The 22,013-nt window shown below is 44.8% G+C and carries 26 protein-coding genes and 3 pseudogenes; 11 read left to right on the top strand and 18 right to left on the bottom strand.

Annotated elements, in window-relative coordinates:
- Positions 1 to 542: 542 nt before the first annotated feature.
- From IPP67_03935 to IPP67_03970, 8 genes and pseudogenes are all read right to left on the bottom strand, one after another.
- Positions 543 to 731 (bottom strand): hypothetical protein, encoded by a 189-nt coding sequence (locus IPP67_03935; protein MBL0338332.1) that lies wholly within the window; start codon positions 729 to 731, stop codon positions 543 to 545.
- A 331-nt stretch (positions 732 to 1,062) separates the two neighbouring features.
- Complete coding sequence (locus IPP67_03940) at positions 1,063 to 1,212, bottom strand: hypothetical protein (GenBank protein MBL0338333.1); 150 nt, start codon at positions 1,210 to 1,212, stop codon at positions 1,063 to 1,065.
- Between the two features lie 3 nt (positions 1,213 to 1,215).
- Positions 1,216 to 1,521: a hypothetical protein gene (locus IPP67_03945; GenBank protein MBL0338334.1), complete on the bottom strand. Its 306-nt coding sequence runs from the start codon at positions 1,519 to 1,521 to the stop codon at positions 1,216 to 1,218.
- Positions 1,522 to 2,216: 695 nt separating this feature from the next.
- On the bottom strand, positions 2,217 to 2,489 hold the full coding sequence (locus tag IPP67_03950; protein ID MBL0338335.1) for a hypothetical protein: 273 nt from the start codon (positions 2,487 to 2,489) through the stop codon (positions 2,217 to 2,219).
- A gap of 132 nt (positions 2,490 to 2,621) precedes the next feature.
- A complete protein-coding gene (locus IPP67_03955; protein MBL0338336.1) occupies positions 2,622 to 2,828 on the bottom strand; it encodes a winged helix-turn-helix domain-containing protein in 207 nt (68 codons plus the stop codon).
- 90 nt (positions 2,829 to 2,918) lie between these two features.
- Positions 2,919 to 3,509, bottom strand: a complete 591-nt coding sequence (locus IPP67_03960) for an RsmD family RNA methyltransferase (GenBank protein ID MBL0338337.1) — start codon at positions 3,507 to 3,509, stop codon at positions 2,919 to 2,921.
- Positions 3,506 to 4,294: an rRNA pseudouridine synthase gene (locus IPP67_03965; GenBank protein ID MBL0338338.1), complete on the bottom strand. Its 789-nt coding sequence runs from the start codon at positions 4,292 to 4,294 to the stop codon at positions 3,506 to 3,508. Before IPP67_03965 ends, IPP67_03960 begins: the two co-directional genes overlap by 4 nt.
- 12 nt (positions 4,295 to 4,306) lie before the next feature.
- Positions 4,307 to 5,021 (bottom strand): annotated as a pseudogene (locus tag IPP67_03970) (gamma-glutamyl-gamma-aminobutyrate hydrolase family protein).
- A 233-nt stretch (positions 5,022 to 5,254) separates the two neighbouring features.
- On the opposite strand from IPP67_03970, the gene IPP67_03975 reads away from it, so the two are divergent.
- Genes IPP67_03975 through IPP67_03985 form a run of 3 tightly spaced genes read left to right on the top strand, consistent with a single transcriptional unit; the run spans position 5,255 to position 6,460 of the window.
- Positions 5,255 to 5,677, top strand: a complete 423-nt coding sequence (locus IPP67_03975) for a nucleoside deaminase (GenBank protein ID MBL0338339.1) — start codon at positions 5,255 to 5,257, stop codon at positions 5,675 to 5,677.
- A 49-nt stretch (positions 5,678 to 5,726) separates the two neighbouring features.
- Positions 5,727 to 5,879, top strand: a complete 153-nt coding sequence (locus IPP67_03980; protein MBL0338340.1) for a hypothetical protein — start codon at positions 5,727 to 5,729, stop codon at positions 5,877 to 5,879.
- Positions 5,834 to 6,460, top strand: a complete 627-nt coding sequence (locus IPP67_03985) for a hypothetical protein (protein ID MBL0338341.1) — start codon at positions 5,834 to 5,836, stop codon at positions 6,458 to 6,460. Before IPP67_03980 ends, IPP67_03985 begins: the two co-directional genes overlap by 46 nt.
- 193 nt (positions 6,461 to 6,653) lie before the next feature.
- Here the strand turns inward: IPP67_03985 and IPP67_03990 are convergent, their stop codons facing one another.
- The gene (locus tag IPP67_03990; protein ID MBL0338342.1) at positions 6,654 to 8,876 is read right to left on the bottom strand and encodes a cation:proton antiporter; all 2,223 of its coding nucleotides are present in this window, start codon (positions 8,874 to 8,876) and stop codon (positions 6,654 to 6,656) included.
- A 301-nt stretch (positions 8,877 to 9,177) separates the two neighbouring features.
- Entirely contained in the window at positions 9,178 to 10,251 is a 1,074-nt protein-coding gene (locus IPP67_03995; protein ID MBL0338343.1) for a saccharopine dehydrogenase NADP-binding domain-containing protein, read from the bottom strand.
- A 152-nt stretch (positions 10,252 to 10,403) separates the two neighbouring features.
- Between IPP67_03995 and IPP67_04000 the strand changes: the two genes are divergently transcribed.
- Positions 10,404 to 10,880, top strand: coding sequence for an Lrp/AsnC family transcriptional regulator (locus IPP67_04000; protein ID MBL0338344.1), 477 nt, complete (start codon positions 10,404 to 10,406; stop codon positions 10,878 to 10,880).
- A 29-nt stretch (positions 10,881 to 10,909) separates the two neighbouring features.
- Here IPP67_04000 and IPP67_04005 read toward each other — a convergent pair whose 3' ends face one another.
- Both IPP67_04005 and phaR read right to left on the bottom strand, forming a co-directional pair.
- Positions 10,910 to 11,287 (bottom strand): hypothetical protein, encoded by a 378-nt coding sequence (locus IPP67_04005; GenBank protein ID MBL0338345.1) that lies wholly within the window; start codon positions 11,285 to 11,287, stop codon positions 10,910 to 10,912.
- An 87-nt stretch (positions 11,288 to 11,374) separates the two neighbouring features.
- Positions 11,375 to 11,982: pseudogene (phaR, locus tag IPP67_04010) on the bottom strand (polyhydroxyalkanoate synthesis repressor PhaR).
- A 237-nt stretch (positions 11,983 to 12,219) separates the two neighbouring features.
- Between phaR and IPP67_04015 the strand changes: the two are divergent.
- The 3 genes from IPP67_04015 to IPP67_04025 all read left to right on the top strand — a co-directional run bounded on the left by IPP67_04015 (position 12,220) and on the right by IPP67_04025 (position 15,060).
- Positions 12,220 to 12,729, top strand: a complete 510-nt coding sequence (locus tag IPP67_04015; GenBank protein ID MBL0338346.1) for a hypothetical protein — start codon at positions 12,220 to 12,222, stop codon at positions 12,727 to 12,729.
- Positions 12,677 to 13,750: an alpha/beta fold hydrolase gene (locus IPP67_04020; GenBank protein ID MBL0338347.1), complete on the top strand. Its 1,074-nt coding sequence runs from the start codon at positions 12,677 to 12,679 to the stop codon at positions 13,748 to 13,750. The genes IPP67_04015 and IPP67_04020 overlap by 53 nt, the downstream gene beginning before the upstream one ends.
- Positions 13,751 to 13,881: 131 nt before the next feature.
- Positions 13,882 to 15,060: an acetyl-CoA C-acetyltransferase gene (locus IPP67_04025; protein MBL0338348.1), complete on the top strand. Its 1,179-nt coding sequence runs from the start codon at positions 13,882 to 13,884 to the stop codon at positions 15,058 to 15,060.
- A 121-nt stretch (positions 15,061 to 15,181) separates the two neighbouring features.
- On the opposite strand, the gene IPP67_04030 is transcribed toward IPP67_04025, so the two are convergent.
- Together IPP67_04030 and IPP67_04035 are read right to left on the bottom strand one after the other, a co-directional pair.
- Complete coding sequence (locus IPP67_04030) at positions 15,182 to 15,811, bottom strand: S-adenosylmethionine-binding protein (protein ID MBL0338349.1); 630 nt, start codon at positions 15,809 to 15,811, stop codon at positions 15,182 to 15,184.
- Between the two features lie 3 nt (positions 15,812 to 15,814).
- Positions 15,815 to 16,401: pseudogene (locus IPP67_04035) on the bottom strand (restriction endonuclease).
- Positions 16,402 to 16,664: 263 nt separating this feature from the next.
- Between IPP67_04035 and phbB the strand changes: the two are divergent.
- From phbB to IPP67_04050, 3 genes are all read left to right on the top strand, one after another.
- Positions 16,665 to 17,390: an acetoacetyl-CoA reductase gene (gene phbB / locus IPP67_04040; GenBank protein ID MBL0338350.1), complete on the top strand. Its 726-nt coding sequence runs from the start codon at positions 16,665 to 16,667 to the stop codon at positions 17,388 to 17,390.
- A gap of 110 nt (positions 17,391 to 17,500) precedes the next feature.
- Positions 17,501 to 17,725 (top strand): TraY domain-containing protein, encoded by a 225-nt coding sequence (locus IPP67_04045; protein MBL0338351.1) that lies wholly within the window; start codon positions 17,501 to 17,503, stop codon positions 17,723 to 17,725.
- Positions 17,709 to 17,978, top strand: coding sequence for a type II toxin-antitoxin system RelE/ParE family toxin (locus IPP67_04050; GenBank protein ID MBL0338352.1), 270 nt, complete (start codon positions 17,709 to 17,711; stop codon positions 17,976 to 17,978). Before IPP67_04045 ends, IPP67_04050 begins: the two co-directional genes overlap by 17 nt.
- A gap of 21 nt (positions 17,979 to 17,999) precedes the next feature.
- On the opposite strand, the gene IPP67_04055 is transcribed toward IPP67_04050, so the two are convergent.
- A complete protein-coding gene (locus tag IPP67_04055) occupies positions 18,000 to 18,275 on the bottom strand; it encodes a hypothetical protein (GenBank protein MBL0338353.1) in 276 nt (91 codons plus the stop codon).
- A 428-nt stretch (positions 18,276 to 18,703) separates the two neighbouring features.
- A complete protein-coding gene (locus tag IPP67_04060) occupies positions 18,704 to 19,921 on the bottom strand; it encodes a class I SAM-dependent methyltransferase (protein ID MBL0338354.1) in 1,218 nt (405 codons plus the stop codon).
- 217 nt (positions 19,922 to 20,138) lie between these two features.
- On the opposite strand from IPP67_04060, the gene IPP67_04065 reads away from it, so the two are divergent.
- On the top strand, positions 20,139 to 20,546 hold the full coding sequence (locus IPP67_04065; GenBank protein ID MBL0338355.1) for a hypothetical protein: 408 nt from the start codon (positions 20,139 to 20,141) through the stop codon (positions 20,544 to 20,546).
- A gap of 87 nt (positions 20,547 to 20,633) precedes the next feature.
- Here IPP67_04065 and IPP67_04070 read toward each other — a convergent pair whose 3' ends face one another.
- Together IPP67_04070 and IPP67_04075 are read right to left on the bottom strand one after the other, a co-directional pair.
- Positions 20,634 to 21,113, bottom strand: coding sequence for a hypothetical protein (locus IPP67_04070; protein ID MBL0338356.1), 480 nt, complete (start codon positions 21,111 to 21,113; stop codon positions 20,634 to 20,636).
- 1 nt (position 21,114) lies between these two features.
- Positions 21,115 to 21,984: an AraC family transcriptional regulator gene (locus IPP67_04075; GenBank protein ID MBL0338357.1), complete on the bottom strand. Its 870-nt coding sequence runs from the start codon at positions 21,982 to 21,984 to the stop codon at positions 21,115 to 21,117.
- Positions 21,985 to 22,013: the final 29 nt, after the last annotated feature.

Below are 22,013 nucleotides of genomic sequence, written 5' to 3' on the forward strand. Positions count from 1 at the left end.
GGTGATCGATTTGCTCAACCTTGCTGTTCCAGAGCAAAGCTAAATCAAAGGATATATCCCACCCGGACACCAATGCGTTTTGATTGGCAAGGATAGAAAAAACCCCATAAGGCAAATTATCCAAAACCAATTCCATGATCATGATTGATGTCAATATAAGGGCTGTCCATCTGCTTCCTATTTTTTAACGGAAATCTGGCCGTTCCAAATCCCCTAAACAGGGGTGGATGGGGTATAGTGAAAGTTGATCAAGAAAAACACCGGCTATGATATCAGCGCAGTTGTGCTTGCAACCACCCCATGACCAACGTCAAATTCAAAAAAATAAGAATTCTCTAGACGGGAAGCTGTCAATTTGGCGGCATTTAAGGGCGTGATGGGATCGCCAACTGCCGGACAAGATTAGAGTAGGAATGGAATTATAATGAGGCGTAGAGGAATGTGAACTTAGGAATTTACGCTGTACCAGAAAGGGCAGACAATGTTCTTTAGATCATAATAATCGGCAACTGCCAAGGAATAAGGCTTTTAGCGGTCAATTTTCAATTTTTTTTGCCGGTTGAAATCAGTACTGGGATATTCTTCCCCACATTCCAAAAGAAAATACATGCCATAAGAATTGGAACACCTTCGGAGGCTAATAAATCTTGGATAAAAGATAAAGCCAATTGTTCCTCACCATGAGATAGTTGATAGATTAAGCGGGGTAATTTTCTAATATTGGCAGTCATAGAGCCCTTGAAAATCATTAATACTGCAATGTTTGCGCCAGGGTCACTATTATGGGTTTCTTTAAGGCCATCTTTTCCACCTCAATCTGGATGGGTTTTTTCCAGCTGTTGATATAATTGCAGGAACTGCTTTTTAGATCAGGATATCGTCGATTGCAGGTGTCATCAGCCCTGCAATCCCTGAAAAGGCGATGAGGCATGGGATGCCGCCGCAGGCATCGACAAATGAATCAACTTCCGGCGGTAGACAGAATCCAAAATCACGCTGCGTATATATTGGGGGTAATCGCGCATGAAGGTTAAAGCCAGCTTGGTACCATAAGAAATACCGTTATATATTGACTTGCTGGATCCCTATCAACCTTAATAAATCGGCAATATCTGCCGCACTTTCCAGGGAATTATACGCGGCCAAATCAATATGTGCGGCTTGCAGTTGTTGTTGGCATTGCCCGCAAGCTTTCGCAACATTTCTTTCCACGTTTTAGCGGCAATCCATTTGCTGCCATTGTTCCATTTTTCCATCAAAAAAATCCGGGCAATAAAGGGCAGGGTTGGCTGCTTTGGTACCGCGTTGGTCGAGTAACAATAAATCGCGTTTGCGGTTCCAAGTGGTTAGTTCAATCCAATCCCACCAATCATAAATGTCTTCCCGAGTTAAATTTGCGCTGTAACCAGGGCCGCCATCCAAATATAAGATAGGGTCTGGGAATTCCTTCTGGTCAGGTGTGCAATAAGGCAACTGGCAAAGAAATTTCGGGGCTATGGGGTTTGAGCGGTTTTCAGGCACATGTAGGACTCAACATTTGGCTGTACTGCCTTTGGGGAATGGTAAAGGAGCATGTGACTGATTCTAGACGGGGGGGAGAAGCCTGCGAAATGGTTGGGGATAAAAAAATAACAACCCAAAACCGCTAACCAATTTTTCTGGGGCAACTTATCTGTTTTTGCAAAAAATGATGAATATCAATATCCCTTGAGGGGGTTATCTGAAAAACTTTGTTCTCGGAGGATATAAAAATTCGCGGTAAAGGGAAGAGGCAAAGCTTAGCGAAACAACGCCTCATTTTTCTTTAGTCAAAAGTTATTATCCCTCAACGGTCAAACATACCATTAACGCAATGGGTTGCAGATAAGAATTAATTTTCATTCCAATCGTTAAAAAATCTTCATCAATGCGTGAAATATGAAGGGTTTCTCGAATTTCGCAACTAACATGATGGCTGATCATCAGCTGAGTCAGTTTTTCGCCATGAATTAAAGGGATATTTTTGCTAGCTTTAATTGCTTCTTTGCCGAGCGGGTGCGCTGAAATCCGCAGTGGTTACAAAAACCCTTTGTTGGTGTGATGTTTATCTAAGCTGCCAATAAATTCACGAACTTGTTGGGCGGAAACCCCAAGTGTCTGCTGACAAACGTTTGGCTTGGATATAAAGGCGATCTAATCTCCAAGACATCTTGGTAAATCACCCCGTCCACCCCCCATCATAGCTTTGGCCTAGATGTTTGGTGCCATTGGCAGAACATTAAAAACCTTTGCCACAACTTCAAGAACAACTTTTCAAAAGCGGTCGGAGATAATTGCATCAGTTGCTTGAGTAGGTCAGTGGCTAAAGACCGTTGGATTTGTTCATGATATTGGCGAACAATTTCTTCTGGGGTGAATTCTGAACTGGTGTCGCCAATAGGATTGGATTGTTCGATGGGAGAGGTGGGATTGCCCATGATTTTGCTTGGTTCACTGACACGCGCTGCCATAAACTGCCCAAATTCTTTATAACGCCTTAAAAAATTGACGTTAAAAAGCAGGGTTGGAATTTAATAATTCTATTCCCCGGTTCGTCAGACGAAAACTGCCGCGTCCCGTTGATTCAATCAGTTGGGCGGCTGTCAAATATGTTTAGCCCACCCAACTCGATTCGCAAACAAATATCCCCGGCCGGAGGGCAACAACTGATACCGTTCTGCTTCGGTCAGTTTGAAGCTACGCGATAATTCCTGGATTGCCAGGGATGTTTTTATTTCCTGCGGGTTATTCAGGCTTTGAGCAAGTTGTAGAACCGGCAGCATCAATTCGTAAAATTTGGGTATGGCCATGCTATCTCCCTTATCATTTCTTATGGTAGGATGAATGAATTGAGGGGTGCTAGCAAACATTTTTTGGTCTAAAAATGATAAGTTACCGTGTTAAACGCCAGCCCAACACCACTTTTGTTGATCCGTACAGCCTTTCTTGCCACCAACGGTAGGAGGGGGAAATAGGTAATTCTTCGTCCGCGGCCATTTCCAAAACGAAACGGCAGTTTGGTTGCAACCAGCCTTGTTTTTCAAGGGACTGCAAGGCGGGATAATAAGATCTTGATGATAAGGGGGATCAAGAAAAACCAAATGTGCCGGAATTAACCCGGATTGGGTGGATAATAAAGGAGGGTTCAGGATATTGCCTGGGTACAGGCGGCTTTTATCTTGAACAGACAATTGTTTAATATTTTGTTGGATAATCCGTGTGGCTTCAGAATGTTGTTCAAAAAAATAAGCCTGGTCTGCTCCCCGTGATAAGGCTTCCAATCCTAACGCGCCGCTGCCAGCAAACCCATCAATCACCACCAAATTTTGCCAAACGGATAAGAAGCCCGATGACCGGGCTAGAAATTCGGGGTTATGTTCCAACACATTAAACAGTGCCTGTCGGGTGCGGTCAGCGGTGGGGCGAGTATGCTGCCCAGGTAAAGTTTGCAGCAATTTCCCCCGCCACCTGCCGCTGATAATACGGATCATTTTTTCTTGGTCTTTATTTTGGTATTGATGCCCAACTGATCCCGCAGCACCCGCCCGGGAATTTGTTCGGCTTCACCTTTCAGTAAATTGCCCAATTGGAAGGGCCAAAAGACAAACGCAGCAGACGGCTGACTTCCCAGCCAAAAATTCACACAAACGGCGGATTTCCCGTTTTTTCCTTCCCGCAAGCTGATGGTCAGCCAGGCATTCTCCCCTTGTTGGCGGTCCAAGGTTACCTCTTCAGTCTGATACTGAATGCCATCAATGGTCAGTCCCTCTTGCAAACGTTGCAACGACCCTTGGTCAACCTGTCCGTGAACGCGCACCCGGTAGCGCCGCAGCCATTGATTGGCTGGCAGCGTTAACTGGCGAACCAGTTCGCCATCATTGGTTAACAGCAATAAACCTTCCGAATTAAAATCCAACCGCCCAACCGCGTTTAACCGTTGCAATTGACGGGGTAAATATTCATAGATGGTCGCCCTTCCTTCCGGGTCATGCCGGGTGGTCAGGCAACCGCGGGGTTTATAGTACCGCCATAATTTCGTGGGTTCGATATCGGGAATAACCTGACCGTCAACCACAATGATCTGGTCAAGGGTAACGTTTAGGGCTGGGCTAATGATGACTTTGCCATCCACCTGGACGCGTTTTTGCTCAATATAACGTTCTGCTTCCCGTCTTGAACATAAGCCGGAACGGGCAATAACTTTAGCCAGCCTCTGGCCTTTTGCGTCAGGCAGGTGTTCGCCCAAATCTGCCGGTTCTTTGATCGGGTCTGTCATGTCAACTATTTCTTAGGCTGCAATGGCACTAGCGATCATGGCTTTGAAAATCCGCCGGTCACCCTCACTGATTTCGTATTCGGGATGCCACTGCACCCCAGGCAAAAGCGGTAACGCGGGTCTTCAATGCCTTCAATCACCCCGTCGGGTGCGACGGCGTTGACCACGACCGGTTTGGCAACAGTTTTGACCGCTTGATGATGAGCACTGTTGACGGCCAATTTATCGGTTTGGCAAATCCGGTGCAACAAGGTGTTAGCCTTAATCAAGATATCGTGGCCTGGCTCATTGCGAGGATTGGGTTGCTCATGTTTCAAAGTGGTTTTGATTTCATCTGGGATATGCTGGATCAGCGAACCGCCAAGTACCACATTTAATAATTGCTGCCCGCCGCAAATACCGAGTACGGGCAGGTTACGCTCTAACGCTCCCTTGATCATCCGGTATTCAAACAGGGTACGCCGGTCTTTTGTGCGCACGGTGTCATGCCGAACGGTAGCCCCAAACAAAGCGGGGTCAACGTCAAAATTACCGCCAGTTACCAATAAGCCATTGAGGAAGCGGAAATATTCGTTCACTTGGTCAGGCTGGTGGGGCAGGGTAACGGGCACACCACCAGCTTTGGCAATCGCATCACAATAATTTTGGCGCACGGCATACCAAGGCAGTTTGACCAACCGCCGCCTTCTTCAGAATCAAGGGTTATGCCAATAATCGGTTGAGCCATTTGTACACCTAATTGTTTTTTGCAATCATGTTATGTTTTTTTCTTATCTGCTTTCATCATAAAAGTAAACCAGAGGAATGACAAGGGTTTGTAATTGTTTAACGAAAATACCTCATGATTACACTTTCCTATTTTTACTTGCCAGGTTGAATAGGAAAACGAATGATAGGAATGTGGTTATCATCTTGATACAGATAAGGTCAAATATGGTTGGATTATTATCTTCCCCCTTTATGGAAATTGCCTTAGAGGAAGCGGCGGCGGCGGCACAGCGTGGAGAAGTGCCGGTGGGGGCGGTATTGGTCGATTATCAAAACCAGCAAATTTTAGCCAAAGCGGGCAATCGGGTTGAGGAATTATGCGATCCTACCGCCCATGCCGAAATGCTGGTGATTCGCGAAGTTAATCGTAAGATACTGACCCATGCAGATTTATATGTAACGTTAGAGCCTTGCCCCATGTGTGCAACCGCCATCAGTTTTGCGCGTATCCGCCGCCTCTATTTTGGGGCGGATGATCCCAAGGGGGGTGGGGTTGAGCATGGCTGCCGGGTTTTTACTCAACCCACCTGTCACCATCGCCCTGAGATTTACGGGGGCATTGCAGGTGATAGGTCCACCCAGCTGCTGCGCCAGTTTTTCCAAGCAAGGCGTTGAATAATAAAAAAAGAAACTGAGGGTTAGGATTCAAGGATGAAAAAACCAATTGGTTGATCCGAACATGCTGTTGTTGCAAAATCGTTATGCGCCAACGACCAATGAAATTGGGTTTCTGAAGGCGGATATGCATCAAATTGTGGATGCTTATCAAGAATGGCAAGAAAATATTCCAAGGAACATAAGGCTGTTTTTGCCATAAAAACGGTGAAGGAAAGTTTAGAGGCGATTTTGTCCCGACTTCGTCCGATCTTGAGACTTGTTCGTGATCAGTGCGCTTTTATTCCAACTTCCAGTCAATGGGTGGCCTACTTTGATAATGGGTCTTTAGGCACTGATGCAGACTCTGTCATCCTATATTTAAGCAGAAAAATTGGTTGTTTGGGTGTCAAACTTGTCGCATGTCCTCATACCATTGTTACAGAACGAAAGGAGGCAACAGGGTCATATGGTGCATTAAGTTTGTATTATACAGACCCAAGCCAAGAAAAGGAAATGGGCTATACACGCATCATCCACCTCAGCAATGATGGGGGCCCTTGGGTTTTTATAAATTTCGGGACCCCTTTTTCTTTTGAGACAACAGACAACTATGCGGTTAAGAATAAACTGAACCGATTTACGTTTGCCCAGTTGAAAAAATATTTACAGGAATTGGGAATAGAAGGCTTTGAAGAAAAACATTATCAGCCTTTGACTAAAGGGGCGACCATCGTTGAAAGGTTTGATTCATCTCACAATCTGTTCACCAAGTTTTTTGCTAGCTCGATTGGTAGTCTGTAACGTTGCTGCCATCAAAGTTATTGTTAGTTTTAGCTGACTATCTGCGTTTCCAGATGGCCATGATTATAGAGGAAATACCCAACAAAAGCCGATTGGTCAGTTAGCAATAAAACCCATTTGTTCTATTGGTTGCTGGGCCAGTTTTAGTTTTTTATCTCATATGGACATAAATTAAGAAATTAAAACAACCATTTTAATGGATATCTTGCAATTGGGGTTTCGGTCGGTCAAAAGCCTTCAAATTATCAATTTCGCCTACCAACCACACCAAGTCATTGGCCTCTAAAACCGTGGTAGGATCTGGATTTAATATCCGCTGACCTTCCCGTTCAATCCCCACAACTAATGCTTGTGCATCTTCCCGCAATTTAGAATCGCGAATATTTTTGCCAACCGCCGGATGATCAACAGGTAAAAACAATGCTTTCAAAGAAAAATTATCCAATAAATCAACCGGTTCTGCTGGTTCTTCATCCTTTTCAACCATTTTACTGAATTGGTCGATTTGTTCGTCCGTTCCTAAGACGATTAACTTATCTAGCGGTAAAATCCGTTCCTCCCCGCGTGGGGCAATGATAGTGCGGGCGCCGCGGTAAATCGCCACAATATTCACCCCAAATTTTTGCCGCAGTTGGTTTTGGGTTAGGGTTTTGCCTAATAAGGGTGAGTGGGAGCTTGCCTCCATTTCTACAAAATGACTGTCCCACGGCGATAATTCTTCATATTTCCGTTGCCGCCCATCTTCTTTACGGATGTTACCAACCAGCCGTTGCTCAAACCATTGATATAATCTTCCCAAATGTCGGTAAGCAAAAGAAAATAAGGCTAAAAAGACAACCGCCAAGACCCCAAATACCACCCAGTGGCGGAAATAAGCAACGGTGAGGATTAAAACTTCTGCAATTGTTAATAACCATAAAAGGGTGATGGAAAAAGTGGAAAACATCCTTGCTTGGCGTGTGGTACCCCGTGAAGAAAATAACATGCCCCATAGGAAAGGTGAGGAGGTTATTATGGCAATCAACCAAGCTGCGGTTAACCCCGACCATTTTTCTTCAAAAAGCGTCGTGATAGGGGCCAACAGCAATTTATTGACCAAGGTAAAAATAATTGCCACGATCAGGCCATTAACCAATAACCGCACCGTGGTTTTACGGAACAATGATTGCTGTTTTGATTGAGATAAGGTGCGAAAAACCCACGAGGAATAGCTGGCTAAGAAATATTTGACCCGCTCTGATAATAATCCATCGATTTTCTGCGCTAAATATCCCGATAAGCGGATGGAATAGGGGGTGGTAAAAGTGGTAATCCCTGAAACGGCCACAATAATGGCATACAGGGAGGAGCTGGTGACATTTAAGGTCAATCCTAATCCGATAATGATAAACGAAAATTCACCCACCTGAGACATGCTGAACCCCAAACGCAGCGAGGTGTTTAAACTTTGTCCCGTTAAAATGGCGCCGGTTGCGGTAATCAATAATTTGCCCAAGGTAACTAATAAAGTGATCGCTAAGACTGCTGACCAATGCTCCCACAATACGTTTGGATCCAACATCATGCCCACCGAAATGAAGAACACGGCGGCAAACATGTCTTTGATGGGGGTAATAATATGGTCAATCCGCTGCACCAATCTGGTTTCCGATAGGATAGATCCCATAATAAAAGCCCCTAAGGCAGTCGAATAATGGAAATAATCTGCAACCCACACCAAAAGTAAGCAAAGGCCTATGGAAACCACCGTTAAAGTTTCTTGGGTGGCGTATCCGGTAATTCGCCGCATCAAGGTGGGGATCAGGAAATAGCCGATAATAAACCATGCCCCAACCACTAAGATCAATTGCAAAGCTGACCAGGTGATTTCTAGGCAGAAAATACTGTCAGTTGTGACAACGGTGGATAAAGATACCAATAAAAGGATGGCTAATAAATCTTCGACCACCAAAACACCAAAAACTAATTCCGCAAATCGTTTTTTCATCAAGCCAAGATCACTCATGGCTTTGATGATGATGGTAGTTGACGAAATGGCCACTGCCGCCCCTAAAAATAAAGAATCATAAAATGTCCAGCCCATCAGGCGACCTACGCCGAAGCCTAGGGCGCAAACGGCCAAGACTTCAAATAACCCCGTCAATCCGGCGGAAAAACCCACCCGCGCCAGCTTTTGAAAGCTGAAATGCAATCCTAAAGAAAACATCAAAAAGATGACGCCCAAATCAGAAAGGATTTTAATGTTGGGCAGGTCAATGATTAAGGAATGAGACAGGGTATAGGGGCCGATAATGATACCGGCAACCAAATATCCTAAGACCAGTGGTTGGCGGATTTTCTGGAAAAGCAGCGTGGTAATACCTGCCACACCTAACATGACCGCTAAATCCCTGATCAATGGCGCTAAATCATGCATGGTATTTTCCTGGAAATCAGCTGATATTCGCATAGCGGGCGAAAAAAAGCATTCTGATTGTCTTCCTATCATCCAATCTTTGGGGATGCAATCTTTTATTGGGTTCTCAAGAAATATTTTTGATTATCCCCGACGTTATTTGGGATACAGGCGAAGCAAGCAGATAACCTAAAGGCAGTGTTGCCAGGTGCGCGGCGGGTGAAGGCGGCCGCATGCAAAGAAATTTAAAAAAATTTCATGATAAAAAAAGGGCAAACAAGAATTTCTTGTTTGCCCTTTTAACGGATTGAAGCAATTTTGCTTAACCAGCGTAATGCTTACCAAAGCGGTTGGCCAAGAAATCATCCAAATTGGCATCTTCCTGCCTAACAAAACCCTTAGCTGGCAGGTTGCCCAAGCGGTGCATGTCAATCATGGCACAGGCGCCAGCAGCAGTGGTGATTTGAATAGCACTCATCCATTTGCCGTTAATCTCTTTAGCATAGATTTTGCGGCTATAGGTTTCTTGCCAAAATTTTCCGCCCTTTTCGCCCGTGACGTTAACAAACACCAGCACCACATCTTGCCCCGTCCCGGGAATGGCATTTTCCAAAATGTTTTTCACCACCTCACGCCGTTCTTGCAGGCGTAAATCCTGAAGTAAAAACTGCATCAGGTTTTGGTGGCCGGGATAGCGGACGGTTTTATAGTTTAGGAATTGTACGCGGCCAGCCAGCGTATCACATAAAGTGCCCAGTCCGCCGGAGGTATTGAAAGCCTCATATTCCACGCCGTCAAGGGAGAAATGTTCCAGGCCTTCCAAGGGCGTTAGTTCAACTTTTTTGCCATTTTCAATGGCTTCACACAAATTGCAATATTCATTGATCAGACCGTCCGTACTCCAGGTTAAGGTATATTTCAAACGGTTGACCGGAAATTGCGGTAAGGCCCCGACGCGCATGGACACTTGGTGTAATTTATCAAAATTCTTCGCCAAATGGTGGGCGGCAATACCTATAAATCCAGGGGCTAGACCGCATTGTGGTACTAGGGCAGTTTTTGCCTTCTCTGCCAATTGTTTGACGGTACGGGTGGAAGTGACATCCTCGGTCAAATCAAAATAATGGGCGCCAGCTTGGGTTGCTGCACGGGCGACCAGCGGATTGAGGGCATAGGGCAGGGCGCTCAGCACCGCCTGCATGCCTTGCATGGCTTGCAATAATTGTTTTTCATTGGCCACATCTGCCTCAATTTTACGGATGGCCGGATTTTTGATATGGGTCATAAAATCCTTGCTACGGTCAGCAACCGCCACTTTATATTCGCCGCTAGCATTTAACATTTCTGCAATAGCGCTGCCAATTTTACCGCCGCCAACCACCAATACCTGATACATGCTTGCCCCTCTGTGCCAAAAAAATCTTGTTGAATGAATAATGATATGCTACCCCTGTCGGCTGGACAGAAGATAGCTGGCGTAATGATAGATTTATCCATAAAACCAGACAAATGACTTTAAATAATCTCGAAATGACGGAATAAACAGAAATGTCCTTAAAACAAAATCCTGATCAGACGGATGAACATCTGATAAGCTTATTAACGGCAAATGCCCGGGTGTCAGCTGCATTATTGGCGAGGAAGGTTGGTTTATCGCGCAGTGCCGTGCAGCAGCGGCTTCGGCGGTTGGAACAGCAGGGGATCATTGAAGGGTATAGCGTGGTGCTAAAAACCATTCCTGTGCATCCGCAAAGGTGGCGGGCAATGGTCATGGTGGTGCTGGAATCACGTCAACAGGAACGGGTAATTGAAAGTCTGCGCGGCATGGCCGAGGTGCTGGTGGCCCATACGGTCAGCGGTGAATATGACTTGATGGTTGAAATCGCTGCTACTGATGCCGAGGATTTAGATCAGTTGTTAAGCAAAATCGGGCGGTTGCCAGGGGTTGGCCGTACGACTTCATTTATTTTGCTTAGCCGGAAGATCACCCGTGGCGAGCGCCAATCAAAAGAATCCACTATCTGATTTCTGAGGGTCAAAATTTTATACATTCCTTAAGAAATGGGTTTTGGGCAGGGGAATTCCTCAAATAATATGATGATGATAAGGCCTGAAGCTGAAAAATGCGAACCCAAATACCCATCTTTTGGAGCTTGTTTTAACCTTCTGGTGATAATTTCGCGCAGCATGAAATCTGTAACGGGTGGGGGAATAGAAAAATAGGAACAAGTGTTGTTCCACTGATCCACTGTTTCTAATCCATCTATAAGACCGATTATATAATGGGAACAAGTATTTGGATCATTATCACATAAAGTTAAGAACATATCTCCCGTATAATATGACCATGATTTGGATGGTTGCGCGGGCTGTTGTCCTAAGGCTGTACCGGCGATAAAGCTAAAAAATAAAAGCTTGAATATTAATTGCATGGATTAAAAGCCTCGTACGTATACGAATTTTATAAATGCCCCATCAAAAAAGCTGGCTGACCGGCAATTCCCCTAGAGAGACCGGGATTATTTCTTAGAATTTTGCTGCAGCTGGTTCAGTTGCTGTTGCAATTGGTCCAACTGTTCCTTTAAGTTTTTTAAGCTTTGATCGGGTTGCCCGCCACTATTAGGCGATGATCTTTCCTGGTTTTTCTCAGTGCCCATGGTATTTTTAGCCCCAAACGGGTTAAACATCTGCAAGGATTTTGGAAAAAATCCATATTGCGGCGCGTCACATCATCAAGCTGCGGCAAAGGGAACATAGGGCCAAAAGTTTGCTGTAATTGCTGGCGGAAATTTTGTTGCTGTTGCACAAAGCTCTCCATCGATTGATCCAAATATTTTGGCACCAGCATTTGCAGATTGTCCCCATAAAAACCGATCAATTGCCGCAGGAAATTCAACGGCAATAATTTCTGGCCTTTGCCTTCCTGCTCAACAATAATTTGGGTTAAGACCGCCCGGGTAATATCCTCCTCGGTTTTGGCGTCCACCACCACAAAATCCACATTGTCTTTCACCAACTGGCATAAATATTCCAAAGTCACATAACTGCTGGTGGCGGTATTATAAAGACGGCGATTGGCGTATTTCTTAATCTTGATTGGGTTAGCGGGGGCGGCGGCTTCGGTCATGGATTTGTTCCTGGCTGGTTTTTGATGTCAGATGGCTGGTTCAGCAAACCAACTTGTATTTTCCGTTAGGAATAAGGGTTCTTTTTTGTTAAGCTATCTCAGATGCTATCGAAAAATAGCTAAAATAAACAATTAATCCTGCCCCATTATATAGGGGAAAATTAGGATCACAATGATTTTTCCGTCAAATGATCCGTTAGGTTAAAAAAATAAAATAACCGATCAGGAGGAGACAACATGGCAACCACCGACCACAAAAAAAATTCATCCGCCCAAAATACGGAAAAAGCCAATCCATCTGCTAAACCAGGGATAGCAGATAAGGGGGAAGCGGAGCCTACCCCCGATAGTTCCTTTAATCCCGATTACCCGGGTTCATGGATAGAGGCGGCCAAACAAACCCTAGATTTGTGGCAGCAACAATTATCCGGTAATTTGGCAGATCCTTACTGGGTTGACCAATGGGGATATTTCTTGAATAATTTACGGCAGGCGGCTGCCCAACGCGATGCCCAAAATCCAAAAACTGCCGCACCTGACCCAAAGCAACATTCCAAGGCTGCTGATCATGAACAACCGCCTGCAAAGCCCCAAGCCGCTGGCTTATCATCTGAACAACGCCTGGGCGATGTGGATGAGTTGGCCAAACGCCTCCATGACCTTGAAAAACGGGTGGCCGTTTTGGAACGACAAAATGGGTCAACCGCCCCTCAAGGCACCCCTAAATCTTCCAAGCGCCCTTCTTGACGCCATCCATCACGAAGGACTTGCGCGTTACCAGCGTTTTTTGAAGGGGATAAAAGCTTATCAAAACCATCCGTATCAGCGGCAAATAACGTCGCTGCCGGTGGTTTCCCAAGAATCAACCAGCCGCTTATTTCTATGTCAAGCGACGCAACCGCAAGGGATGATAGTGATCGTACCTTCCCTCATCAACCGTTCTTATATTTTGGATTTAGCAGAAAATAATTCTTTTATTAGGAGGTTAGGGGAGCGGGGATATAGTACCTTGCTGCTGGATTGGGGTGATCCCACTGTCTTGGAACAGCAATTCGGCTTAGATGATTATATAGCACGATTATTACATATGGTGGAGGCAGCTAGGCTACAAGCAGGCGATCAACCTGTTTATATCATGGGTTATTGTATGGGCGGGCTGCTTGCTATGGCTGCAGCTGTCTTGAAGCCGAAAGTTTTTAAGGGTGTATGTTTACTGGCAACACCCTGGGATTTCCAGGCCGTGCCCATGCCGCTCGCGCAAGCCCTTAGCAGTCATTGGCCCAGTTGGCAATCTTTGTTGCCGTCCCTATCTGTGGTGCCGGTTGAATGGTTACAATGGTATTTTTCGGCCCTTAACCCTTTGCAAATCCTACAAAAATTCAGCAAATTCGGGGAGTTACCCCAGCAATCTGCCGCTGCCCAGCAATTTGTAGCGCTTGAGGATTGGTTAAATGATGGGGTAGCCGTTACCCAGCGGGTCATTCAGGAATCTTTAGAAAACTGGTACCGGGATAATTTGCCCATTCAGGCACAATGGCGGGTAGGGGGGCAGATCATTGCCCCCCGATATGTAGATTGCCCTATATTGGCGGTACTGCCGAAACAAGACCGGATTGTCCCCCTAGCTAGTGCATCTGCCATATCCAGCAACCTGCCATCTATAAAGATGGTGACTATTGACGCTGGTCATATTGGCATGGTGGCCAGTCCTCGTGCTGCACCGCAAACTATTGCAGTGATTGCGAATTGGCTAAATACCCTTTCCTAGAGCCGAAAAAATTTGCCTAAAAATAGCATGTAATATATTATGTTGTGACGCAGCATGAAAATTAGCGCCTGCTGAGGCCGCTAGGTGGAAAGCTGTGAGAATGATTGGTTCAATAAAATAGTGAGAAGATGATGCAAGAAGTTGTAATCGCCAGTGCTGTTCGTACCCCCATCGGCTCCTTTCAAGGGGTTTTTAACAATGTGTCCGCCCATCAATTAGGGACGGTGGCCATTAGGGCCGCTTTGGAACGCGCAAAAACCGCTCCCCAAGATATCCAGGAAGTGGTGATGGGGCAAATACTTACGGCAGGCGCCGGACAGAACCCGGCCCGGCAAGCGGCGATGGCTGCAGGCATTCCGGTGGGTGCCACTGCCTATGTCCTTAATCAAATGTGCGGTTCCGGTTTGCGTGCGGTAGTAGCTGCTTACCAAAGCATCCGCCTGGGTGATCAAGATATGGTTGTGGCGGGCGGGCAGGAAAGTATGAGCCAATCTCCGCATTGTCTGTGGTTGCGCCCAGGGGTCAAAATGGGTGATGCCCCCATGGTGGATACCATGATTCATGATGGGCTATGGGATGCTTTTCACCATTACCATATGGGTATAACGGCCGAAAATTTGGCACGGCAATTTAACATCAGCCGTCAACAACAAGATGAATTTGCCCTTTTTTCCCAGCAAAAAACCGAACAAGCCATTAAGAACAATTTGTTCCAAGCCGAAATTGTCCCTGTGCCAGTCAAAAATGGCAAAATTGAAAGTTTGGTGACTGCGGACGAATATCCCAAAGCTGGTGTAAGCCTAGAATTACTTGCCAAATTACGCCCGGCTTTTGACCGGGAAAAAGGTACGGTCACGGCTGGCAACGCCTCCGGCCTGAATGACGGAGCAGCGGCTTTGGTTTTAATGTCAAAGACGACAGCTGTGAAGAAAGGGATCAAGCCGTTGGCGCGGATCGTTTCCTGGGCAACGGCGGGGGTGGAACCTGCTTTGATGGGCACGGGGCCCATTCCGGCCAGCCGTTTGGCCTTGCAGCGGGCGGGGTGGAAAATGGACCAATTGGATTTAATTGAGGCGAATGAGGCTTTTGCCGTGCAATCTTGCGTTGTGAACCAAGAAATGAAATGGGACAAGGCGAAGGTGAATGTCAATGGTGGGGCGATTGCCTTGGGTCACCCCATTGGTGCCTCGGGCGCTCGTATTTTGGTAACGTTGCTGCATGAAATGGCGCGCCGTAAAGCCAAACGCGGGCTCGCCACCCTGTGCATTGGCGGCGGCATGGGCATTGCGATGTGTGTGGAGCGGGAATAAAATGGTTATTACTAAAATCTGACGCAGCAATACCCAATAGGTTCTGGAACAAAGATCAGGTGAAATATAGTTGCAAAATAAATTTACTACATCTTTTTTCTAATTATCTAAAATAAACTTCTTAAAACAGCATTTGGGAATTATGTGCGTAAGTAGGCCAATGAGGTTTATAATCCTCAACTTGATTGCCCCATTGTTCCCAGCCAGGGCGTTGCCCACGCGCAAATAATTCTAAATAGGGCGGTTTGCTGCAGCGTTCAATAATATCATAAAGTTCATCTGGTTTTCTGGAATGCTCTCTCTTTCTGGTTTGTATTATATTTACTTGTGTTCTTCCTGAATTTAACGTACGAGCGTTTTTTCCTTTTACTCCAAACAATATAATCTCAGTAACATTTCTAAAATAAAACCCTACCCCTCTACCGTCTGGCCCCCCATCTTTCCTAATTTTATGCCAAATAATATTAGTTTTATACTGAAATCCCCACGCTTCCATAACTTCAATACCTTCTTTGATCAACGCATTAGGTACCCATAAATATAAATGAGAAGGCTCAAGCAGGCATTCATTAACAGGGATATTTTTTATCTCTTTTAGGGATAAAGTTGGATATCGGTTAAGTCTTTTATGTTCGGGTGCCATTTTGCCAGTCCTGTTTTTAAACTGCCAAGGAGGATCGGCTAATATAGTATGAAATTTTTGAGTTACTTTAGTTCTAAAATCTATAATAACATTTTCATTTAATAGCATTATTTAATCCTCTAAATATAAGTTTTTTGTAATTCCAAAAACTAAAAGTGGGCAGCCAGCACCACCTCCGCCCTCAATTCTGGGTAGTAGTTTACTCATATGTGTTGTGGATGCCCCGTAAGAAGCGCCTCTTTGGAGTGATACAAAAATCTCTTGGAGATTATCACATCTTGTTATAATAACTCCAACGCTTATAGCACGTAAATCAAAAAGAAGTCGGAAATTATATAAATCTCTATCAAAACAGGGATCTTTATTATTCCATTCAATTTCAAGTGCTACTCTATTCTTATAACAATCCACTTTATGAGTAGGTGAATCAAGGGTTTTGTCATCTACAATAACTTTTGTTTTAAAGATTTTTCTTTCCAACCTTTCGCATATAAGGAAGTATCTATAGCTTCTGCTACTTTAGATTTACTTCCTCCTCCTACAGTAATCCAACTTTTTCTAAATCTAAAGTTTGTAAGGGTTTCGATTATGTCATTCCATTCTTGGGGAAAATCATTTTTGAGAATGGCAGCTGCATGTTTCCATTCATAAATCTCATAATGGTCCTTTAAAAAATCTCCAAAAATATTCATTCTCATTTCAAGACAGCCTCAATTTTGTAAATTAGATTCCTACTGATTTTATGTGGTTTTATGTTCAAGATAGATTTAAAGTGTGTAAATAAAAATTTGGGGATAATTTATGGCAAGGCTAGTAAATTACTATCTATGATACGTCACACGGGTAATTTAATTTTTATCATATTAAGATCGATACTTTATGTATATTAATAAATCTATGCACAGAACAGAGAAATTTATAAAATTTACTACAAAAATAAAAATCCGGCGGGGAGGGTAACATGACAAAACGGGTAGCAGTGGTTACGGGTGGTACGCGCGGTATTGGCGCCGCCATTTGCGAAGCGTTAAAAAAAGCGGGATATCAGGTGGCAGCGGGCTATGCCAATAATCAAACGGCTGCTCAACAATTTTCCGCTAAAACAGGCATATCGGCATATCCCTTTAACGTAGCCAATTACGGGGAATGTGAAAAAGCAGTGGCCAAAATTAGCAAAGATTTGGGCCCGATTGATATTTTGGTAAATAACGCTGGCATTACCCGTGATGCCCCTTTGCATCGCCTGACACCCCAACAATGGCAGGAGGTTATTGATACCAATTTAACCTCCTGTTTCAATATGTGCCGGGTGCTGATTGATAGCATGCGCGAACGCAATTTTGGCCGCATTGTCAATATTGGTTCCATCAACGGCCAGGCCGGGCAATATGGCCAAGTGAACTATGCCGCTGCCAAATCGGGCATTCATGGCTTTACCAAGGCACTGGCCCAGGAAGGCGCGACTAAGGGAATTACCGTTAATGCCATTGCCCCCGGTTATATTGATACCGAGATGGTGCGGGCCGTGCCTCCCAATATTTTAGAAAAAATTGTCGCGAAAATTCCGGTGGGACGATTGGGACAAGCGGCCGAAATCGCCCGTGGTGTGGTCTTTTTGGTATCCGATGAGGCCGGGTTTATCACGGGCTCGACCCTATCTATCAATGGCGGCCAGCATATGTATTAAAGGATGAAGAAGTAGTTTGATAAGCTTATTTAAAGCTTATATTTGACTGTTTAATGATATTGCTATACATTTATAGCAATATCGTACATGTATAACGAGAGGAATTCATCATGTTGGCAATTCGATTACCAGTGGAGATTGAGGAACGGTTGGAAAAGCTGGCCAAAAGCACTGGGCGCACGAAAAGCTTTTACGTGCGCCAAGCGATTTTAGAACATTTAGAAGAATTAGAGGATATTTATCTGGCCGAACGGGTGCTTGAAGACATTCGCAAGGGCAAGCAAAAAACTGCCTCCCTAGCCAAGGTGATGAAGCGTCATGGCATGGAAGATTGAATTCTCAAGCGCTGCTGAAAAAGCCTTGGATGATTTGCCGAAAGAACAGGTCAGAAGAATATTAAAGTTTTTACACGAACGTCTTGCACCTAATCTTAACCCCCATAGTCTTGGCGACAGTTTGAAGGGCAATCAGTTTAGCGGGTTGTGGCGATACCGGGTGGGGGATTACCGTCTAATCTGCCAGATTCAGGATGAAGAAATTATGATACTGGTTCTAAGAATCGGCCATCGCCGGGAAGTTTATCGGTGATACCGACGAAAGCTATTCATGTTAGTCTTCTTTTTGTGAAAGTCTGGCCAGTAGCTCCGATACTTCAGGAATAAGCTGTGATACAAGGGAAATAATTTCACCAATTAATTTCTTTAGCTCGTTGTGCCTCTGATCGATTTCTTCAAAATTCAGGGTAGAAGATTTATCCTCCTGATTTGTATTATCAAAATGTTCTTTAAAAGATCCTCTTTTGATAAGGCTACGAGTAGTTGTTAATTCGAGATTGTTTTCCGAATTACCTAATGATTTGACTGCTGTGAATATTTGTGAATGCACTAGCCTGTTTCTATATTCAATAATCTTTACGCAGCTTTTGTGCAGATTTTTCTCTAAAGAAAAGGGTCTCCATACTTTATCTTTCGAATACTAAAAGTTAAGTCAATAAACGTTCCTATATCCACCGCAGCCTAGATAAGAGGTGAGTACTTTTCATCAAGGTTAAGGGTGTATTGAAATAACTTTTCAGAGCCAAAACTTCTCAAATTTTGCGGCCAAAAATTCAGCATTTATATCTTCCTAAAGCTTCATAAGTTTTAGAATCTAAGGGATCATTCCGATTAAACTAATACTAGTAGGCATTTTTATACAACCCTCAAATAAGAGTGGTTTTTGAAAATAATTACGCACTTAACAACTTGTTATACATTCTAAAGTTCTGACAGAAATAAGATTGATGAAAAGGAGCTTCTATTGGTTTACATCCTCTATTTAACTTCCCTCAACCTTCTTTCCTCCTCGACCATATAATCGCGGGTGAGGGGGATGGTATCCACCTCACGGCTGAGCTGGATTTGAAAAACCATTCGGCCCAGGGTGCGGAAGGAATATTCGGCACCGCATAAATACAATTCCCACATCCGGCAAAAACGGTCCCCATAAAGTTCCACCATGCGCGGGCGGGCGGCTTGGAACCGTTCCCGCCAAGCCTTGAGAGTATAGGCGTAATGCAACCTTAAAATTTCTACATCATTCACCCACAAACCCGCTTGCTCAACCGCTGGCATCACCTCGGATAATGCAGGAACATAGCCACCTGGGAAAATATATTTTTTGATCCAAGCATCGGTTGCCCCCGGCCCGTCGATGCGGCCAATTGAGTGGATCAGGGCCACGCCATCCGGTTTCAGTAAGTTTTTCACTTGCCGAAAAAACTGGTTATAATGATGCGCCCCCACATGTTCAAACATGCCCACCGACACAATCCGGTCATAAAGGCCTTTTTCCTGGCGGTAATCGCGCAATTGAAATTGCACCTGGTTTTCCAGCCCTGCTGCGCGCGCACGCTGTTGGGCGACTGCATATTGCTGTTCCGATAAGGTTAAACCGGTGACTTTCACATCAAAGGTTTTCGCTAAATAAAGGGCTAACCCGCCCCAGCCGCTGCCAATATCTAAGACATGTTGACCTGGTTTTAACAACAATTTAGCGGCAATATGGTGTTTTTTATCCAGTTGTGCTTGTTCTAAGCTATTACCTGGGTCTGAAAAATAAGCGCAGGAATATTGTTTGTCAGGGTCAAGAAACTGTTCATAAAGCTGGCCGGATAAATCATAATGATGGGCGACATTAGCTTTGGATCGGCCTGAGGGAATGGCGCCAAACATCCATACTAGCCAGTTAAAGCTGCGTTTTACAAAATGTTGCCAGGGCTTTTGCCAGCTATCTCGCCCATTCAAGCTGAAAAAATAGATCAAATCTTCAAGCGTGCCTTCTTCAATTGTCAGGGTGCCATCCATATAGGCTTCGCCCAGATAAAGGCTGGGATTGATCATGGCTTTATAATGCAATGCCCGGCGGTGCAAGCGGATGGCCGAGCGCGGTTGGGCATTTTCCGCCCCGAACACATGTTTCTTGCCGCTGGCATCCGTGACTGTCAAATGACCGTGGCGGGTAAAATATTTTAGCCCTATTGCCCAAAGCATAGCGACCTCCTGAAGCGGAAGAATATGCAATAAATTATTGATAGACAGCAAGTTGCAGTATAGGGGGGAGGAAATCCGAAAGCAAAATAAATCGGGGCAATAAGCGTTCTTGATAGAACGAGGCGAACAGTCAATTTTTTTGTTCTTTTGTGGTACCTAGGAACAGCTATTAAGAACAAACAAAGAATATTGCTTGCACAAAAAAAGAATATTGGTTATGGTATTCGCTGTAAACAACAGACAGGAGGAAAAATTGACCTTATTAGTGGACACAAACCAAGCCTCTCGTAGCGGGGCATCAGGTTATAGTTGGCAACGGCAACCGGTTGAAACCAGTCTTGGTCAATTGATGTTGCTGTTTCGCCCCCTTGCCCAGGAAATTACCCTGAAACAACATTGGGGGCATTTGGACCGTCATCAGGTTTATGAAGCGGCCTTTAGTTGTACGGAATATTTTGACCAATTGAAAAAAGCTGGCGTTACCAAGATTAAAATCGACGCCGCTGAATATGAAAGGGTTGTCCATAAAACCCATCTTGACCAGAGGGTGGAGCGGTTTTTATCCCTACTGCACAATCTTTGTTTGGATTTGCCTGTTAACCGGCCAATGATTTATAACCATTAATTATTTTGATTTCTTTATCCTTGCTTACAAGGCGATGGGTGACAGCTTGCTTGGCTATTGCCCATCGCCTTTTTCTTGAAATAAATTTTAGATAGGAGAGAGGTTAATGCTGGATTTTAGCGATTGGTATTGTTGAAAAGACTTGCCTGAAGGATTGGGCAATCCCTCTTTTTGGCGTTCCGCATACAAAAAAGATGGGTCGTATGATAATTTTTGAGTTGTGGGAGCGGTTGCATCCAGTACCCGCCAGATCGGGGTGATTTGCTCCATAGGTATTCCCGCCATGAAAGATTCATAGGCTGCCTCAGCCACTATACGCAAATGGAAACCGGTGGTGATCGGGCAGGTGACTTCGGCCTGATATTGCTGCGCCAGTTTTTTGCGTAAGGTGGGTATGTCCATGAATTGGCCTGTTGGAATCTGGCGGATAAAATCATCAATTAGGCGGGCCGAGGGTACCAACATGATTTCACCGGCCTTCATCCCGGCAATATTAATGGGCACTAGTTTAACCTCAGGTTTTTTAGATATCTGTAATTTGTTGGTCCAGCTTAATGTTGTTTTCATTTCATTCTCCATTTCTATTAAGTAAGGGTAAATAAATATCCGTGATTAATTCAGAGGCGGCCACTTCACGGGGATTATTAATATATTCCTCAAATATCGGCGCATCTGCGGCCTCAAAACCTGACTGGGGCAGCCATTGGCCGTATAACCATTGATAGGCAGCCCGCATGCTGGCGTAAGGCCCTTGATAGCGTAGCACCGCATAATCGCCCCCGCGAATCTTGCTATGGATCAAAGGGGATTCGATTGGGAGGACTGTTTCGGTGATAATTCCCGCCTGCGAATGTAAATCTTGCTCGGGTGTGATGTCCGGGTCATCAAAATAAACACCGATTGAACGTTGTCCTGGAACAATCCAGTTGTTTGCACCCAACAAAACATACAATTGATGAAAAGCTTTCCCGACCTGCATGTACGAGCCATGATGATCAATGGCGATAACGGATAAGGCAGGTACCTGCCGGATGGTCACCTTGTAATCATCCCGTGCTTGGGCATTTTCCGGGGGAAACAGAAATTGTTGATGAAGGCCGTTTTTGCGGTATTGGGCTGGGGGCAACCTGTACGCCTCTTTAAATAAACGATTAAAGGATTGTAAATTAGGGTAACCGCTTTTTGTGGCGATAGCCGCAATAGACAAATCGGTATGCGCCAAATAAGCGGCGGCGCGCTGCAGGCGAAGGCGTTTGACAGTGTCTGCAATTGTTTCCCCCGATAAGGCATGATATAACCGGTGCCAATGATAAGGGGACATGCAAGCAATATCCGCCAATTTCAGTAGATCAAGCGGCTCATCCAGATGGTCGAAGATATAGCCGGTGACCCGGTTCAACCGTTGCACATAATCTTTAACATGCAGGGCTTGGCGCATGGGTGTTTCCTTTTCTTTTATCCCGATCG

It is taken from the genome of Rhodospirillaceae bacterium, assembly GCA_016722635.1.
Classification (GTDB): domain Bacteria; phylum Pseudomonadota; class Alphaproteobacteria; order JAEUKQ01; family JAEUKQ01; genus JAEUKQ01.

Coding starts and splice junctions, on each gene's coding strand:
- IPP67_03950 (MBL0338335.1), bottom strand. CDS start 2,489: ATGGCAGCGCGTGTCAGTGAACCAAGCAAAATCATGGGCAATCCCACC.
- IPP67_03935 (MBL0338332.1), bottom strand. CDS start 731: ATGACTGCCAATATTAGAAAATTACCCCGCTTAATCTATCAACTATCT.
- IPP67_04065 (MBL0338355.1), top strand. CDS start 20,139: ATGGTATTCGCTGTAAACAACAGACAGGAGGAAAAATTGACCTTATTA.
- IPP67_04005 (MBL0338345.1), bottom strand. CDS start 11,287: ATGCAATTAATATTCAAGCTTTTATTTTTTAGCTTTATCGCCGGTACA.
- IPP67_03995 (MBL0338343.1), bottom strand. CDS start 10,251: ATGTATCAGGTATTGGTGGTTGGCGGCGGTAAAATTGGCAGCGCTATT.
- IPP67_04075 (MBL0338357.1), bottom strand. CDS start 21,984: ATGCGCCAAGCCCTGCATGTTAAAGATTATGTGCAACGGTTGAACCGG.
- IPP67_04070 (MBL0338356.1), bottom strand. CDS start 21,113: ATGAAAACAACATTAAGCTGGACCAACAAATTACAGATATCTAAAAAA.
- IPP67_04000 (MBL0338344.1), top strand. CDS start 10,404: ATGTCCTTAAAACAAAATCCTGATCAGACGGATGAACATCTGATAAGC.
- phbB (MBL0338350.1), top strand. CDS start 16,665: ATGACAAAACGGGTAGCAGTGGTTACGGGTGGTACGCGCGGTATTGGC.
- IPP67_03985 (MBL0338341.1), top strand. CDS start 5,834: ATGGCAAGAAAATATTCCAAGGAACATAAGGCTGTTTTTGCCATAAAA.
- IPP67_04050 (MBL0338352.1), top strand. CDS start 17,709: ATGGCATGGAAGATTGAATTCTCAAGCGCTGCTGAAAAAGCCTTGGAT.
- IPP67_04015 (MBL0338346.1), top strand. CDS start 12,220: ATGGCAACCACCGACCACAAAAAAAATTCATCCGCCCAAAATACGGAA.
- IPP67_03990 (MBL0338342.1), bottom strand. CDS start 8,876: ATGCATGATTTAGCGCCATTGATCAGGGATTTAGCGGTCATGTTAGGT.
- IPP67_04025 (MBL0338348.1), top strand. CDS start 13,882: ATGCAAGAAGTTGTAATCGCCAGTGCTGTTCGTACCCCCATCGGCTCC.
- IPP67_04060 (MBL0338354.1), bottom strand. CDS start 19,921: ATGCTTTGGGCAATAGGGCTAAAATATTTTACCCGCCACGGTCATTTG.
- IPP67_03975 (MBL0338339.1), top strand. CDS start 5,255: ATGGAAATTGCCTTAGAGGAAGCGGCGGCGGCGGCACAGCGTGGAGAA.
- IPP67_03965 (MBL0338338.1), bottom strand. CDS start 4,294: ATGACAGACCCGATCAAAGAACCGGCAGATTTGGGCGAACACCTGCCT.
- IPP67_04020 (MBL0338347.1), top strand. CDS start 12,677: ATGGGTCAACCGCCCCTCAAGGCACCCCTAAATCTTCCAAGCGCCCTT.
- IPP67_04045 (MBL0338351.1), top strand. CDS start 17,501: ATGTTGGCAATTCGATTACCAGTGGAGATTGAGGAACGGTTGGAAAAG.
- IPP67_04030 (MBL0338349.1), bottom strand. CDS start 15,811: ATGCTATTAAATGAAAATGTTATTATAGATTTTAGAACTAAAGTAACT.
- IPP67_03960 (MBL0338337.1), bottom strand. CDS start 3,509: ATGATCCGTATTATCAGCGGCAGGTGGCGGGGGAAATTGCTGCAAACT.
- IPP67_03955 (MBL0338336.1), bottom strand. CDS start 2,828: ATGGCCATACCCAAATTTTACGAATTGATGCTGCCGGTTCTACAACTT.